Below are 15938 nucleotides of genomic sequence, written 5' to 3' on the forward strand. Positions count from 1 at the left end.
GCGCAAGCCGGGGGGGGTGATCGCATTCTCTCCTTTCGGTTCGTGGCGCGTTAAAATTCTCTTATTTTGTTAAATCCGGCCGGAGCGCAGCTGCACGGCGCAAATACACGTGCTTTACGTCCTCCTGCCCAAGGTCCGTGTCAACATGGATCAGGATGCGGATGCAGCGGGCAAGGCTCCCTTCAACCGGAATTTCTTGCATATTCATAATCGGGACATACTTCCAGCCGCTGAATTGGCGCATGACTTTCGAAGGAAAAGCCGAACGGATATCGGCTGTTGCCGAGAACAAAAGGGAAGCGACCCGGTCCGGCTTGATCCCGTTTTTTTCGATCAAGGCATTCATCAGCTCAGTAGTAGCAGCAAGGACTTCGCTTTCGTGATCGCGCTCGACCGTAGTCGCTCCGCGTATTCCGCGTATCATGTATGCAAATCCCCCTTTTGCTGCACCAGAAACAGACGGCTCAGCCGTTCTTTGTCCACTTCAGCCAGCACCGGTTTGCCGACAGACTCAAGCAGGACGAAGTGAATATTGCCGGCAATTGTTTTTTTATCGCGTTTCATATAAGCATAGATTTCGTCAAATGCTGCGCCAGCCGGAATTTTCCAATCATAGCCGAGCGTTTCGATCCAGCTGAGAAATTGCGGCAAATCAAATTGAAGGCCGGTCTGTTCCCTGCTGATCAAAAGAGCGTAAACGATGCCGGTCATGACCGCTTCGCCATGGGTGATTTTCCCGAACCCGCCGTGCGCCTCAAGGGCATGCCCAAGCGTATGCCCGAAATTCAAAAAGGCACGCACACCCGTTTCTTTTTCATCTTTGCGGACAATATCTGCCTTTACTTTGATCCCTTTTTTCAACAAGTCCGGAAGATGCGGGGATAAAAGATGCCCGCCGTCCGGAATCTTTGTTTGTAATTCTTTAAGGAACTCCCCATCCGAAAGAAACGCATGCTTTACAAGTTCGGCAAATCCGCTTAACAGCTGCTTTTTGGGGAGCGTGCGCAGGAAATCCGTGTCATACAATACAAATTCCGGCTGGTAAAAAGCGCCGACAAGGTTTTTTCCAAGCGGGTGATTGATCGCCACTTTGCCGCCGACCGCGCTGTCATGGGCCAAAATGGTTGTCGGGATTTGAATAAACGCAATGCCGCGCATATAGGTTGCCGCCACAAAACCGGCAAGATCGCCGACCGCGCCCCCGCCAAAGGCAAGAATGCATGATTTCCGGTCTAAATGATGTTCCACGGCAAACGTCAAAGCTTCCTGGTAGACTTCAAACGTTTTGGCATCTTCCCCCCCTGGCACGGTCAGTACACACTGTTCCGCGCTTTCCGGAAGCTGCGAAAGCAGTTTGTCCAAGTGAAGCGGCCGGACGTTTTGATCCGTTATAACCATGCAGCGCGTATATTTGCGGACGAGCGGGCCCAGCTCCTGCAGCGCGCCGCTTGCTATGTATACCGGGTACTGTTTTGTTTCTGTATCAATGATGATCGTTTCCATTTAAAACAACCTTCCGTATTCTCTTTGCTCCGCAACCGTTTTTTTCAGCACATCCATCCTGTCGCTGTAAAACTGGTCGGTGATCGCTTCCGCCAACTCCCAGGCGACAACGGCCTCACAGACGACGCTTGCTGCCGGCACCGCACAGCTGTCGGAACGTTCGATGCTCGCTGCAAAAGGTTCCTTCGTTTCGATATCAACGCTTTGAAGCGGCTTATACAATGTCGGGATCGGCTTCATTACGCCTCTTACGACAATCGGCATGCCGGTTGTCATACCGCCTTCAAAGCCGCCGAGCCGGTTTGTTTTGCGCGTATAGCCCGTTTCTTCCGACCAGGCGATTTCATCATGGACTTCGCTCCCGGGCCGGTGTGCCATTTCAAAGCCAAGCCCGAATTCCACCCCTTTAAACGCATTGATGCTGATGATGGCGCGCGCGAGCCTGGCATCCAGCTTCCGGTCGTAATGAACATAACTGCCAACACCGGCCGGCATCCCGGTTGCGATCACTTCGACAATGCCGCCGATCGAGTCGCCGTTTTTCTTTGCCGTGTCGATGGCTTCCATCATTTTTTGCGCCGCCCCGTCATCCAAACAGCGTACCGGTGAACCGTCCGCTTTTTCCTGCAAGGAAGCAAGGGAATCATATGGCACCTTTTCCGCGCGGACACCCCCGATTTCAAGCACGTGCGAGGCCACTTCGATGCCGAGCTCTTTCAGCAATTTTTTCGCGACAGCCCCGGCAGCCACACGAACGGTGGTCTCGCGTGCGGAAGAGCGTTCGAGCACATTGCGCAAATCCCTGTGCCCGTATTTGATCCCGCCGGCAAGATCGGCATGCCCCGGGCGCGGGCGGGTCACACGCCGTTTCACGTCGTCCGCATCTTCAGGAAGGGGCTCAATGCCCATGATCTTATTCCAGTGCACCCAGTCCCTGTTTTCAACCGTGAGCGCAACCGGCGAACCGAGCGTCAATCCGTGGCGGACGCCGGCAGAAATCATTGCCCTATCTTTTTCTATCTGCATTCTCCGCCCCCGCCCGTAACCTTTCTGCCTTCTGGCAAGGTCAGTGTTAATTTCTTCAGCTGTCAGCGGCATGCCCGCCGGAAGGCCTTCAATAATGGTGGTCAGCGCCGGTCCGTGTGACTCGCCTGCCGTCAAATATCTCATTCTGCATCCCCCTTCATCACTTTAAAGCATTACATATCTATCACTATACCACAATCGCTGTAAATCGAATAGATGGAGCGCTTTATATTTTTTTTATAGAAAAAGGTATCTTCAATTTCAAATCCATACGCGGCCGGATTGAAAATCTGTTCCGTGCTACCGACAAATAATATGCCGTTTGCCGACAGCGTTTTGCTGAAATTCCGGTAAACAGACACTTTGGCTTCTTCTGTAAAGTAAATCAGCACGTTCCGGCAAATAATCAGATCCGCTGCTGGATAAGGGTCGTGCAGCAGATTATGTTGTTTGAATATCACCGCCCGCCTGATTTCGTCCGCAATTTGATAGAACGGGCCCCCGCCGCTTTTTTGAAAATATTTTTGTTTCATTTCGCGCGGCACCTCAAGGATCGAACGTTCGGAATAAACGCCGGCTTCTGCTTTCTGCAGGGCTTTTTGATCAATATCGGTCGCCAGGATCTGAATCTTATTAAGCGGCAAATACTTTGACAGGATCATGGCCATCGTATACGGTTCTTCGCCCGTAGAGGAAGCGGCACTCCAGATTTTCAGTTTTTCTCCTTTTTCTTTCAGCAGCCCGGGCAAAATGTTCCGTTCGAGCACATCCCATCTTGACTTATTTCTATAAAATTCTGAAACATTAATCGTCATTCTGTCCAAAAATTCTTCCAGCAAATGTTCGTTTTTGTCCAATCCGTGAAAAAATTCACTGAAAGATGAAAAACCTCTTTTTTCATATAATGTCGTCAGCCTTCTTTTCATTTGCGCTTCTTTATACAAAGATAAATCGATCCCCGTTTTCTTTTTGACTTGCGCAATGAACCGGCCGTAATCATCCAGTTCTGTTTTCATTATGCAATCCCCGTATTTTTATTCAGATTTGTTGGTTCATACCGTTTATTTTAACATAAAAAAAGATTGGCGCGGAGAGGATCGCCAATCTTTTTTTGCATGATTTAATAAATCGAAGCATCCGCCGGCCGGCTGTATGAGATCAGCTCGTCTTCCCGGAAAAACAGGGAAATTTCACGTTTCGCGCTTTCTGCCGAGTCGGAACCGTGAATAATGTTTTTGCTGACAATCACGCCGTAATCGCCGCGGATCGTCCCCGGGGCGGCTTCGGCCGGATTCGTTTTGCCCATCATTTGCCGTGCGGTGGCGATGACGTTTTCGCCTTCCCAAACCATGGCAAAGACCGGCCCGGAAGTAATAAATGCCACAAGATCATTGAAAAAAGGGCGTTCTTTATGCTCAGCGTAATGCTTTTTTGCAAGTTCATCTGAAATTTGCATCAATTTTGCCCCCGCAAGCCGAAACCCTTTCTTTTCAAAGCGGGAAACGATTTCGCCGATCAGCTGGCGGCTGACCCCATCCGGTTTTACCATTAAAAAAGTCCTTTCCATCTTCATCCACTCCATTCGCATTTCTACTATGTAAGGCATCTTGGCCATAGAAAATCGTACCATGATGGCGGGAAAATCTCAATATGTTTGAAGTAAGCGCTTCAAAACCGGGCCGCCAATGCAGGGCACTGCCCGACAGCCCTGCTTTCTTTTAAAACTTTCTTTTTCCCATATAACGTGCCAAATCTGCCAGCATTTTTTTAAAACGGGTATCCGGAAGCTGCTCAAGCGAACTGAGCGCTTTCTCTAGATAGCAGTTGCTCACTGCATAGGACCGTTCGATCGCGCCGGACTGTTTGACCAGTCTGACAACGTCTTCAAGCTCCGCTTTTGGCATGTGCTCATGGACATATTCCAGCTTTTTTCTGATTTTTGGGTCTTCCCTTGCAAAAAGCACCGGAAGCGTTACATTGCCCTGGCGCAAATCTTCGCCTGCCGGTTTTCCAAGCTGCTTCTCCGTGCCGGTAAAATCCAGGATATCATCAATAATTTGATAGCTCATCCCGACATTGTAGCCAAACCGGTATAATTGGCGGTGAGTTTTTTCGTCAGCGCCCGCTGCAATCGCCCCGAGCTGGCAGCTGACAGCAATCAGCAAAGCCGTTTTCCGCTTGATCCGCCTTAAGTAACAGCGCAAATTCTGATTAAACCGGTATTTATCCTTGATTTGCTCGATTTCGCCGACGCACACTTCAACAAGTGTATCCGCCAGAATCTGATGGGCGGAGAGATCCTCCACTTTTGTAATGTATTCAAGCGCGGTTGCGAGAATATAATCGCCTGTATACATGGCAATCCGGTTGTCCCACTTGGCTTTTACGGTCGGCTGTCCCCTGCGCAGTTCGGCATCATCAATGACATCATCGTGCACGAGCGATGCCATATGGATCAATTCCAGTGCAACAGCGACATTTTTGACACGTTCGATTTCGTAATCCCCGAATTTCGCGCCGAGCAGCACAAATACAGGGCGAATCCTTTTCCCTCCCGCTTTCAGCAAACTTTCAGATGCCTGCTGTATCAAAGCAGCGTTTGATGCGACAGCGTTGTCCAGCTCTTGTTCAATAAGCTCAATATCCGTTTTTAAAAACGAGTACAGCATTTGTACCTTCATTCCGTCTCCATCCGATCATCATTTCTCTTTCAAGGCAATATGTGCAGCTGCGGCCCCGCCGGCAAACGGCTTGTACAAAATCCGGCCAAAACCCGCATCGGAAAATGCAGCCGCCAGTTCTTCCATTCCCGGAAACTGCAGTGCCGATTCCTGAAGCCAGGAATATTCCCGGTAGCTTTTTGCCAACCATTGTCCGAGAAGCGGCATGATCCGGCGGAAATAAAAGTAATAAAGCTGCCTGTACCCGGGAATGACCGGCTGGGAGGTTTCCAGGCAGGCCGCCATGCCGCCGGGCTTCAGCACCCTGTACATTTCCTGCAAAACCTGTTTGTAGTCCGGGACATTCCTGAGCCCGAACCCGACCGTCACATAATCAAACGTTCCATCTTCAAACGGCAGTTCCATTGCATTTCCGTAACGGAGCGAGACATTTTTCAAGCCGAGCGCGTCCACTTTCCGCTTCCCGACTTCAAGCATGCTTTCACTGAAATCGAGCCCTGTCACACTGCCGGATTCGCCGACTGCCTCTGCGAGGGCAATTGTCCAGTCCGCCGTCCCGCAGCACAGATCGAGTGCGCTGCTCCCTTCTCTTACCGCCATTTTCCGCATCAGGTCTTTCCGCCACCGCTTATGCTGGCTGAAGCTGATCACCGAGTTCATCCTATCGTAGTTTTGCGAAATTTTTTCGAAAATGGCGTGTACCCGTTCTTCTTTTGGCATCATGGTTACCCTTCCTCCGCATATAATCTCGTTGTATCACCATACCGCCCCATCAGCAGGCGGATCCGCTCTGAAAGCATTTCGTTTCCGCAAGACATGGCCGCAGCCTGCAACGCACGGATGCTTTCTTTCAAATACTTCTCACAAATATAAAACAGTTTTCGCTTTTTCTCATGCGGCAGCTGCTCAAAAGGGTGCCCGTCACCCGGGTAGGCCATTTTGTTCAGGGCTTCAAACAGGATGGAGCGCTTCCCGTTTTCGGCCTGCTCCTTTTCCCTTAACAGCCGGTTAAACAAAAGCAGTTCCTCGCTTAAGCGGATGAGCGGCTGTGAACCGAAAAACTGCATAAATTTTGTAATAATCGCGGATTCGGTTTTTTTCAAATGCCCGACGAACGTCTCCGCGTCGGAATTGTCAAATTGGTAAAGCATCACTTTATATTCATTTACGGATTTGATTCCTTCCGCCAGTATGCCGACAAGCCGGACGTTGTGCACGCCCGCAAGCAGTTTGTAGTAAAGGCTGCTGAAATAATCCCCCGCCAGAACGGTAAGCTGGCGGCTTTTTTGATTTTCATTTGCATTGGTTACTTTTTCATGGGTGTCAAGGGCAATCTGGATCAGCATGGCAGTCGCAACAAACTGCTTCACTTCATGTTCCGTATAAGGCTGCCCCGCAAGGCTGCTTATCAAAAGCAGAATCCGGTCTTCATCTATGTATGGGGCATCAATAAACTGATTTAGATAGTCGTGTGCCACTTCTTCTTCAATCGCCTGTTTGATTGCGGCAATTTGCTGCTCCCTCTGGTATAACATAACCCTTTCCCCGTTTCTTCGTTGATCTGGCCTAAAAATAAGCTGTAGTTTATTATATCACATATGTAAAATGGCCGTTAACAAATTGATTCCGGTTTATTTTTTCGCTTCGCTGCGCAAATTCCCGATGCCGGTCAGGATTTGCGCTTCGCCGCGAATCTTGATCATGGAAGTATGTTCGGTAAACTGTGCGACCAGCACTTCGCCATCATCCAGCATTTCCGTATGGTTCAGCTTCGTATCGGTACCCCTTGACAGCCCAATGACGCTCACCCCGTCCTGCAACGCTTTCACGACGATATAATCCGCCTGCGCCTCTGCTTTCATTTTCGGGCCTCCTTTTTATTCGTTTAAAAAGCTTTTCATATATTCATCTTACCACAGCGCCGTTTGCAGTCAAAGCGCCGGAAACGCCGCGCTCAGGCGCTCCCCCCGGCTGTGCCGGGATTTCGCAGGCTTTTGCACCGGGAAAACGGGCGCCAAACGTATGCACGTTTCCCTTTTTCCGTTTTTTGGACCCTGCTGTATTAAAAAAAGGCTGCCCAGGCAGCCTTTTTTCCGCTCAAAGCCAACCATATGTAATTACTTCACTGCGTCTTTAAGCGCTTTCCCCGGCTTGAATGCAGGCACTTTGCTTGCCGCAATATCGATTTCCTCACCGGTTTGCGGGTTTCTTCCTTTACGGGCAGCGCGTTCGCGCACTTCGAAATTACCAAACCCGATCAGTTGGACTTTATCTCCGTTTGCCAATGCATTTTGAATTGTATCAAAAATAGCGTCAACTGCTTTTGTCGTATCCTTTTTGGAAAGTTCGGTAGCTTCTGCCACTGCATTGATTAAATCCGTTTTATTCATTCCATTCACCTCCTCCAAAAGAAACATAGAAGTCATTTCCAGCTTCTTCTCTTCAGTGTATACGGTTTTCCCTCATCATAAACGTTTAAAACCGGATAGAATCAGGCTTTTCAGCACCAATTCTGTTAAAAGATTATCATAATCGCAAGAGAGGTGCAAGAACTATTCGCTAACAAAGGAAAACTTTTCAACTTTTTTTCGGATTTAAAGTACTTTTCCCGAAAAATTCAAACTTGCGGAAAACATATTTTGCGGGTGCACGGATACAAAAAAGGGATACCGCGGTATCCCTCTTACAAAATAATGGCGATCAGGCCGCCTGACCCTTCGTTAATGATCCGTTCGAGCGTTTCTTTTAACTTATAGCGGGCATTTTCCGGCATGAGCGATAATTTTGCCTGGATGCCTTCCCTGACAATGGAACTTAAGTTACGCCCGAATATATCCGAATTCCAGATGGACAGCGGGTCATCTTCAAAATCCTGCATTAGGTACCGCACAAGCTCCTCGCTCTGCTTCTCCGTCCCGATGATCGGGGCAAATTCCGACTCGACATCGACTTTGATCATATGGATGGACGGCGCCACCGCCTTCAGCCGGACGCCGAAACGGGATCCCTGGCGGATGATTTCCGGCTCATCTAGGCTCATATCCTGCAGGGAAGGCGAGGCAATCCCGTAGCCGGTTTGTTTCACCATTTTCAGGGCATCGGAAATTTGGTCGTATTCCGATTTTGCATGGGCGAAATCCTGCATCAGCTCGAGCAGATGATCCTTGCCGCGGATTTCGACGCCGACGATTTCCTTTAAAACCTGGTCGTACAGTTCATCCGGCGCCTCGAGGTCGATTTCCGCCACCCCTTGCCCCATTTCAATGCCGGCAAGGCTTGCAGATTCAATAAATTCATATTCGTTAAAAGCCTGGACAACGCGGTCCACATCGCGCAGCCGCTTAATGTCTTTTACCGACTCTTTCACGGCGTCCTGATAATTTTCACGCAGCCAGTGGTTTTCTTTTAACACCATGACCCAGCTCGGCAGGTTCACATTGACTTCCAGTACCGGAAATTCGTACAGCGCTTCCCGCAGCACATTCAGCACATCGGCTTCACGCATGCTTTCCACTGACATGGCGAGCACCGGAAGATCATACTTTTCCTGCAATTCCGCCCTCAGCATTTCCGTCTCCGAATGATGCGGCTTTGCCGAATTGACAACAATGATAAACGGTTTGCCGACTTCTTTTAACTCGGCAACAACCCTTTCTTCCGCTTCCACGTAATCCTCACGCGGAATTTCGCCGATCGTGCCGTCTGTCGTGATCACAACCCCGATGCTTGAATGTTCCTGAATGACCTTTCTCGTGCCGATTTCCGCCGCTTCGTGGAAAGAAATCGGTTCTTCATACCACGGCGTATGGATCATGCGCGGGCCGTTTTCATCTTCATAACCTTTCGCGCCCGGAACCGTGTAGCCGACACAGTCGACAAGCCGGATGTTCACATCAAGTCCTTCGTCGACATGGACAGCAACCGCCTGGTTCGGCACAAATTTCGGTTCTGTCGTCATAATCGTTTTCCCAGCCGCACTTTGCGGGAGTTCATCCTGCGCCCGGTTTCTGTCCGCTTCGTTTGTAATGTTCGGAAGCACAACGAGTTCCATGAATTTTTTAATAAAAGTGGATTTCCCCGTTCTGACGGCGCCCACGACCCCCAAATAAATATCGCCGCCCGTACGTTCTGCAATATCTTTAAAAATATCAACTTTTTCCAATTTGTTTCCCTCCCCACATTCGTTCCCGGGACACCATCATTCGCGCTGATGATAGGACATTATATGTGTATGATGTTGTCCGACCGCCTTATGTCTATAAAATGATTTTTTATAGATTTTCAAAAAGTTGCTGTACAGGATTTGCCCCTGTTTATTTTTTCAAAATTTTTCCTTACGAAGAGACGCAGGACCAAAAAATAAACCCTTTCTCTAACAATATATTGGGATGAGAAAGGGTTATGACTATTTTGCCATAAATACCGGTTCATTTTTTTGATTTACGGTGCAGGGAAGGGAATAAGCCGGTACAAACGGGGAGCCTTCAGTTAACAGCACGCGGATATCTTCCCCGGGTTTAAACGCCCGCTTGCCCGTTTTGAGCGCTTTTGCCAGATCAGCCCGGTAATCGACATAAATGCCGCCTCTGCCGGTAATGACAAACGGCAGTTTCCGGCCGGTATACGGAGACACCACGTACGGATCTGTTTTGTAACCGAGCTTTTTAAAATCTAAAGCGTATACATTTCTTGCAATCTCTTTTTTAAATGGCGGATAGCCCTGGGACGCAATCCGGATTTGCAAGTCTCTTATTTTCTCGGGTATTCTCGTATCAAACACTTTGACCGTCGGATGATGTTCCGGATCAAGGAGCACATATTGCAACGTGCCGCCGTTGTCATACGCATTTGCCGGCGGATCGGGCAGGTAGTTTTTCGGGCTTTTCAGTTTATTGAAATCAATCGGGTATTTTACGTAAACCGGCGTATTTTGCGGCTTTGTCTTGATCGGGAGCAGGCCGCCGTTGTCTTTCCGGTATGCATCTACCGCTTTTTGCACCATTTGAAGCTGCATGTCATCCGGCAGCCTGCTTTCTTTTTCCTGTGCCCCCGGATAAAGGCAGCCGCCTAAACTGATGCAGGAGAAAACGGTCAGAAGCAGCAGCATATTTTTGAAGCGCAAAATGATCTCCCCCTCCGGTTAATTTGCTGGCCCGCTCAGCACGATATAAGCCATAATCAGGCCGCCCAGCGCCAGGCAGGCATACGCAATCACAGCAGCCGCCCATTTGAACAGTTTTTGTTTCAGCCTATATCTGCTGGCAAGAATCAATACCATCGCCAAACAGAGCAGGCCCATGCCGAAAAGCGAAATCCACATATTCGCCATCCCCCGGGACAAAACAATCTCCCCTTTCTCCCTTGTAAAATTCGTAAACCTTTCGGACTTCGGACATTATATCATAAGCTTTTGAAATGTTTCAATTTACGGCATAAAAAAAGGCCGGGGCGAACGTCTGCCCCGGAGAAAAGGTTAACTATACCCAGCCTGCGCAGTTTAAAGCGAATTCTTTTTCCTTGCAGTTTATGCAGCATGCCTCCGTCCGGTATCATCCGAAAGCCTACCGGGACTTTTTTGCCAAGGAAAGCTAGTACTGTTCCCCCAGCACATCCATCAAACCTTCCATTTCATGTTTTTTCAGCCGGCCCATTAAATTGTCGACTGCTTCTTTCGGGTCAAGTCCTTCAAATAAGACATGGTAAAGGGCATCGGTAATCGGCATTTTGACTTCGTACCGGCTGGAGAGCTGGTACGCCGCCTTTGTTGTCCGGACGCCTTCCACGACCATTCCCATCTGTTCCAGCACATCATCGAGCTTTTTGCCTTTGCCGAGCATATTGCCGGCCCGCCAGTTCCGCGAGTGAACGCTCGTGCAAGTCACGATCAGGTCGCCAATCCCGGCAAGCCCTAAAAATGTCAGCGGATTTGCGCCCATTTTCGTGCCGAGCCGGGCGATTTCCGCAAGCCCTCTCGTCATTAAAGCGGCTTTCGCATTGTCCCCATAGCCGAGGCCGTCCGAAATGCCGGCTGCAAGTGCAATAATATTTTTCAGGGAACCGCCCAATTCGACGCCAATGATGTCGGGATTCGTATAGACGCGGAAATTCGAGTTCATAAAAATGTCCTGTGCTTTTTTGGCAGCTGCCATTTTTTTCGATGAAACGGTTACGGTTGTCGGGTGGCGCAGGCTGACTTCTTCAGCATGGCTCGGCCCCGATAAAACCGTCAGATCCCGCAGCAACGATTCCGGAATTTCTTCTTCAATCATTTCCGAAATGCGCATCAGGGAACCCGGTTCAATCCCTTTGGTGACATGGATGATGGAAAGCGGGCTTTTCCGCACCGCTTTCACTTGCCTGCATACATCGCGCACCGCTTTTGTAGGGACCGCCAGTACAGCGGTATCAATGCCGTTTAACGCTTCTTCAAGTGAAAAGGTGCCGGTAATTGCGGGTTGCAGCTTGATGCCCGGCAAATAAAACGCGTTTGTATGGGATGTATTGATTTCATCGATCTGGCCTTTTTTGTTTCCCCACAGCCTGACCTTAAAGCCGTTATCAGCCAAAACAATCGACAAGGCAGTGCCCCAGCTCCCCGCGCCGAGCACTGCGATCGTTTTTTTGGACAAATAAAACACCCTCTTTATATTTATTTACGCGCACGGGCGATGATATGGATCGGCGTTCCGGTAAAACCAAACGCATCACGGATCCGGTTTTCCAAAAACCGTTCGTACGAAAAATGCATCAATTCGGGATCATTGACAAACACAACGATCGTCGGCGGTTTGACGGAGACTTGCGTCGCATAAAAGATTTTCAGCCGCCGCCCTTTGTCTGTCGGCGTCGGATTCATCGCAACCGCATCTGTTATGACTTCATTCAGCACGCTGGACTTCACGCGCATCGCATGGTTCTCGCTGACCGTCTTAAGCAGCGGGAACAGCTGGTCCAGCCTCTTTTTTGTTTTTGCCGACACGTAAATGACCGGCGCATAATCAAGAAACTGGAAATGGTCCCGGATTTTCTGCGTAAACTGATCCATTGTTTTTTCATCTTTTTGAACGGCATCCCATTTGTTTACCACAATGATCACGCCGCGGCCCGCTTCATGGGCGTAGCCGGCAATCCGCTTATCCTGTTCCCGGATCCCTTCCTCGCCGTTTAAAACAACACAGACGACATCGGAACGCTCAATGGCCCTCAATGCGCGCAGCACACTGTATTTTTCCGTGTTTTCATACACTTTTCCTTTTTTGCGCATCCCTGCTGTATCAATCATAACATAAGTTTGGCCTTCATAAGTATAGACGGTATCCACCGCGTCTCTCGTCGTTCCCTCTATTTCACTGACAATGACGCGCTCTTCACCGAGAATCGCATTGAACAGGGAAGATTTTCCGACGTTCGGCCTCCCGATAAAACAAAATTTAATGACATCTTCCCCGTACTCCTCGTCCGCTTTCTCAGGAAAATGTTTGACAACTGCATCGAGCAGGTCGCCAAGGCCGAGGCCGTGCGCGCCGGATATCGGGAAAGGATCGCCAAAACCGAGGGCGTAAAAATCATAAATCTGGGTGCGCATCTCGGGATTGTCAACCTTGTTCACTGCCAGAACGACCGGCTTTTTTGACCGGTACAATATTTTGGCGACCATTTCATCCGCAGAAGTCACGCCTTCTCTACCGCTTGTAATAAAAATGATCACATCCGCTTCCTGGATGGCGATTTCAGCCTGCTGCCGGATCTGCTCGAGAAACGGTTCATCCCCGATATCAATGCCGCCTGTATCAATCACGTTAAATTCGTGTGTCAGCCATTCTGCCGGACTGTATATACGGTCTCTTGTCACTCCCGGAACATCTTCCACAATAGAAACCCGCTCTCCTACAATTCGGTTAAAAATGGTAGATTTGCCTACATTCGGGCGTCCGACAATTGCCACAACCGGTTTTGCCATACGATTCACCCTTTCTGTTCCGTTTTCGCAAAACAAATCAACTTTAGTAGTTTATCAATATTTTCTTGTTCAGGCAATATCCCACAAATCATCCCGGCCTTTCCTTTTTTGCTGCTTTTTCTGATATGAGATTCAAGGCGGCATCCATGATATGCCAGCCGTACGCATAGAGGAGAAAAAGCCCGGCGATATCGAGATATGCCGCAGAGCCTGCCGTAACATGGAAATCCCATTTTGCAAGCACCAGTGCATACAGAATTTCCCCTTGTGCCGTACCGGTCAGTGCGGCGGCAACGGCATCCATTTTTGAACGAAAAAGCAAATGGACAAGGATAAACAAAAACAGGCTGTAGCAAATGGTACGCCAGGCAAACATCCAGACCGGATCGTACAGTTCAAATAACAACAGGCCTGCATAGCCTGTCATCACGATAAAGACGCCGGCGATCCGGGCCAAAAGCGCCCATTTCGAAAATTTGCCGAAGTACCCATAACCGGCAGCCATGATGACGATGAGCGCCCAGCTGATATCGAGACGGCCCACCGCCGCTTGATGCGGAAAGCTGATCACGAGCAGCAAAGCAACCAGTGCTGCCGGAAACCGTAAACGGTGATGCCTGTCCAGCAAAAATGTCGCCCAAATCCATACCGCCCACATCACCCCCAAAAAAAATGCTCCTTCCACGGTGCACCCTCCTCGTATAATAAGTTTAAATCCAAAGTGGATGTCAATTTCCAGTTCATTCTGCTGCTCATTGACAAGTGAATATAAGATTTTGTATTCCGGGCGAGCCCGGAATACAAGTTCGGACTTGGACGCTTCGCGATGTTCCCGGATAATGGTCTTAGGATCGTTTGGGTCAATGCTTCCCCTCCTTGTAGCCTGACTACTCGAAAAGTCTGCATCCCCAGGTTCTTGCTTGAACGTCTAACCCGTAGGCCGTTCCTCCGGATCTCCGTGCTGGAAATGAGCAGTTCCAGGCAGCCCACGGCCCGGATGAGTTCTCATACGCGAGGCTGACAGATCGGCAAGCCATCTGGGGATATCCCGAAGCGTCCGATTCCATCGATCCCAATACAGAGAGGAGGAAATCATATGCCCTTATTTGTCGGTATTGACGTGAGCTCCAAAAACCTCGATGCCTGCCTGATGGATGGAATGGGGGAAACGTTAGCCACCCAAACGGTGACAAACAATCTTCCCGGTGCCTCTGAGTTAAGAGACACCATCCTCCAACATGCGGAGGCGGATGACACCATCCAGATCGCCATGGAGGCCACATCTGTGTATAGTTGGCACCCGGCAATGTTTTTCCATGAAGATCCCGAGCTGAAACAGCGTCGTACAAAGGTGTTTACCCTGAATCCGAAGCTGGTGAGAAATTTCAAAAAGGCTTATGCCGAGATGGACAAGACCGATCCCAAAGATGCCTGGGTAATTGCGGACCGCTTGCGTTTCGGGAGATTGCCGAAATCCGTGATTCAGTCAGAACAATACCTTGCCCTTCAACGGTTAACACGGATGCGCTATCACCTGATTCAAAGTTTAACCCGGGAACAACAGGTATTTTTGAATCATCTGTTTTTCAAATTCAGTGCCTTTAACCTTGAAGTGGATACATCGGTCTTCGGCCATGCCATAACGGAATTTTTGCTTGAGGCCTATAGCCTCGATGAAATTGCCCAAATGCCTCTGGAGGACTTAGCGATGTATCTCCAGACCAAAGGCCATGGCCGCTTTAGCGATCCCGAGGATTTGGCCGCATCCATCCAAAAAGCTGCCCGGTCCTCTTACCGGCTTTCTAAATGTGTGGAGGATTCGATTGACTTGGTCCTGGGCAGTTCTATTGAGATCATCCGGCATCTTAAACGCCAAATCAAGGATTTGGATAAGGCGATTGCCCGCGTTCTTGATGGAATCCCGAATACCCTCCAGACCATTCCGGGAATAGGCCCGGTGAGCTGTGCTGGGATTCTCGCTGAAATCGGCGACATTGAGCGCTTTGACGACCAAGCCGCGATCGCAAAATTTGCCGGATTGTTCTGGCCCCGCCACCAATCGGGTGATTTTGAGGCTGATGACAAAATGCTTGCGCGTACAGGCAATCGTTATCTCCGGTATTACCTGGTTGAGGCTGCCAATCTGGTCCGGCGACACGAACCTGAGTACCGCGCCTTTTACCAAAAGAAATATCGTGAGGTGCATAAGCACTCACACAAACGCGCCCTCGTCTTAACGGCAAGAAAACTGGTGCGCCTGATCGATGCGCTGCTCCGCAACGATCAAATTTATGCGCCGAAAAAGAAGGTGACGCGATGAGGTAACCAGGTAACCATCATCGATAGCCTGAACTTGAAAACTTCCAGATTATTCCAATTATCTGGAGGCTTAGTTCAGTATTGCCATTTTTATGACATAGAGCCAACAAAATTTCCAATTCACTTGTTTTTAACCCTTGACATCACACCGTAGGACTTTATCTCCATTATGGGAAAGATTGCACCGGGTTAACCGCAAGTTTTTCGCTTTTTTCAGGCATACTACAAACGGGGGTGAATGGGCAATGGGAAAAGACCGCCAGGAGAAAAAACTGCGCCAAAGCGGGCGTGTGGAAAGCGACCGTGACCAGGCGCTCCACTACGGAGGGGCAACCCGCCTTGAAAGCGCTGATGAAGCACGCAAACGGCAGTAAAAGCAGCGGTTAATAGGCAAGACAAAGCGCAAAAAAGCTGAGCGGCACCGGCTACACGGGCGCCTCTCAGCTTTT

19 protein-coding genes are annotated in these 15938 nt (G+C 49.5%); 2 read left to right on the top strand and 17 right to left on the bottom strand.

Going from position 1 to position 15938, the window contains the following annotated elements; genetic code table 11:
- Positions 1 to 61: 61 nt before the first annotated feature.
- The 17 genes from aroH to NST20_RS08250 all read right to left on the bottom strand — a co-directional run bounded on the left by aroH (position 62) and on the right by NST20_RS08250 (position 14034).
- Positions 62 to 424, bottom strand: coding sequence for a chorismate mutase (gene aroH / locus NST20_RS08170; protein ID WP_061566822.1), 363 nt, complete (start codon positions 422 to 424; stop codon positions 62 to 64).
- Positions 421 to 1503: a 3-dehydroquinate synthase gene (aroB, locus tag NST20_RS08175; protein ID WP_342399266.1), complete on the bottom strand. Its 1083-nt coding sequence runs from the start codon at positions 1501 to 1503 to the stop codon at positions 421 to 423. Before aroB ends, aroH begins: the two co-directional genes overlap by 4 nt.
- A complete protein-coding gene (aroC, locus tag NST20_RS08180) occupies positions 1504 to 2673 on the bottom strand; it encodes a chorismate synthase (RefSeq protein ID WP_061566824.1) in 1170 nt (389 codons plus the stop codon).
- A 29-nt stretch (positions 2674 to 2702) separates the two neighbouring features.
- Positions 2703 to 3545, bottom strand: a complete 843-nt coding sequence (locus NST20_RS08185) for a protein-glutamate O-methyltransferase CheR (protein WP_342399267.1) — start codon at positions 3543 to 3545, stop codon at positions 2703 to 2705.
- Between the two features lie 104 nt (positions 3546 to 3649).
- Complete coding sequence (ndk, locus tag NST20_RS08190) at positions 3650 to 4096, bottom strand: nucleoside-diphosphate kinase (RefSeq protein WP_342399268.1); 447 nt, start codon at positions 4094 to 4096, stop codon at positions 3650 to 3652.
- A 151-nt stretch (positions 4097 to 4247) separates the two neighbouring features.
- Entirely contained in the window at positions 4248 to 5210 is a 963-nt protein-coding gene (gene hepT, locus NST20_RS08195) for a heptaprenyl diphosphate synthase component II (RefSeq protein WP_340702673.1), read from the bottom strand.
- Positions 5211 to 5228: 18 nt separating this feature from the next.
- Positions 5229 to 5933, bottom strand: coding sequence for a demethylmenaquinone methyltransferase (locus tag NST20_RS08200; protein WP_013859510.1), 705 nt, complete (start codon positions 5931 to 5933; stop codon positions 5229 to 5231).
- A gap of 2 nt (positions 5934 to 5935) precedes the next feature.
- Complete coding sequence (locus tag NST20_RS08205) at positions 5936 to 6745, bottom strand: heptaprenyl diphosphate synthase component 1 (protein WP_342399269.1); 810 nt, start codon at positions 6743 to 6745, stop codon at positions 5936 to 5938.
- Positions 6746 to 6841: 96 nt separating this feature from the next.
- Positions 6842 to 7072, bottom strand: a complete 231-nt coding sequence (mtrB, locus tag NST20_RS08210) for a trp RNA-binding attenuation protein MtrB (RefSeq protein WP_013859512.1) — start codon at positions 7070 to 7072, stop codon at positions 6842 to 6844.
- A 255-nt stretch (positions 7073 to 7327) separates the two neighbouring features.
- On the bottom strand, positions 7328 to 7600 hold the full coding sequence (locus NST20_RS08215; protein WP_013859513.1) for an HU family DNA-binding protein: 273 nt from the start codon (positions 7598 to 7600) through the stop codon (positions 7328 to 7330).
- Positions 7601 to 7893: 293 nt separating this feature from the next.
- Entirely contained in the window at positions 7894 to 9372 is a 1479-nt protein-coding gene (gene spoIVA / locus NST20_RS08220; RefSeq protein ID WP_026683325.1) for a stage IV sporulation protein A, read from the bottom strand.
- A 243-nt stretch (positions 9373 to 9615) separates the two neighbouring features.
- Positions 9616 to 10332 carry a hypothetical protein gene (locus tag NST20_RS08225; RefSeq protein WP_342399270.1) on the bottom strand — a complete coding sequence of 239 codons (717 nt, stop codon included), beginning with the start codon at positions 10330 to 10332 and terminating at the stop codon, positions 9616 to 9618.
- Positions 10333 to 10350: 18 nt separating this feature from the next.
- Entirely contained in the window at positions 10351 to 10539 is a 189-nt protein-coding gene (locus NST20_RS08230; protein WP_235920050.1) for a DUF2768 domain-containing protein, read from the bottom strand.
- A gap of 259 nt (positions 10540 to 10798) precedes the next feature.
- On the bottom strand, positions 10799 to 11839 hold the full coding sequence (locus NST20_RS08235) for an NAD(P)H-dependent glycerol-3-phosphate dehydrogenase (protein ID WP_013859517.1): 1041 nt from the start codon (positions 11837 to 11839) through the stop codon (positions 10799 to 10801).
- 20 nt (positions 11840 to 11859) lie between these two features.
- Positions 11860 to 13170, bottom strand: a complete 1311-nt coding sequence (der, locus tag NST20_RS08240) for a ribosome biogenesis GTPase Der (protein ID WP_013859518.1) — start codon at positions 13168 to 13170, stop codon at positions 11860 to 11862.
- A gap of 88 nt (positions 13171 to 13258) precedes the next feature.
- Positions 13259 to 13855, bottom strand: a complete 597-nt coding sequence (locus tag NST20_RS08245; RefSeq protein WP_342399271.1) for a hypothetical protein — start codon at positions 13853 to 13855, stop codon at positions 13259 to 13261.
- On the bottom strand, positions 13828 to 14034 hold the full coding sequence (locus tag NST20_RS08250) for a hypothetical protein (protein ID WP_342399272.1): 207 nt from the start codon (positions 14032 to 14034) through the stop codon (positions 13828 to 13830). Before NST20_RS08250 ends, NST20_RS08245 begins: the two co-directional genes overlap by 28 nt.
- Positions 14035 to 14266: 232 nt before the next feature.
- Between NST20_RS08250 and NST20_RS08255 the strand changes: the two genes are divergently transcribed.
- Together NST20_RS08255 and NST20_RS08260 are read left to right on the top strand one after the other, a co-directional pair.
- A complete protein-coding gene (locus NST20_RS08255) occupies positions 14267 to 15490 on the top strand; it encodes an IS110 family transposase (RefSeq protein ID WP_237349286.1) in 1224 nt (407 codons plus the stop codon).
- A 244-nt stretch (positions 15491 to 15734) separates the two neighbouring features.
- Positions 15735 to 15863 (top strand): YpzI family protein, encoded by a 129-nt coding sequence (locus tag NST20_RS08260; protein ID WP_013859520.1) that lies wholly within the window; start codon positions 15735 to 15737, stop codon positions 15861 to 15863.
- Positions 15864 to 15938: the final 75 nt, after the last annotated feature.

Source organism: Weizmannia sp. FSL W8-0676 (assembly GCF_038593015.1).
GTDB lineage: Bacteria > Bacillota > Bacilli > Bacillales > Bacillaceae_C > Weizmannia > Weizmannia coagulans.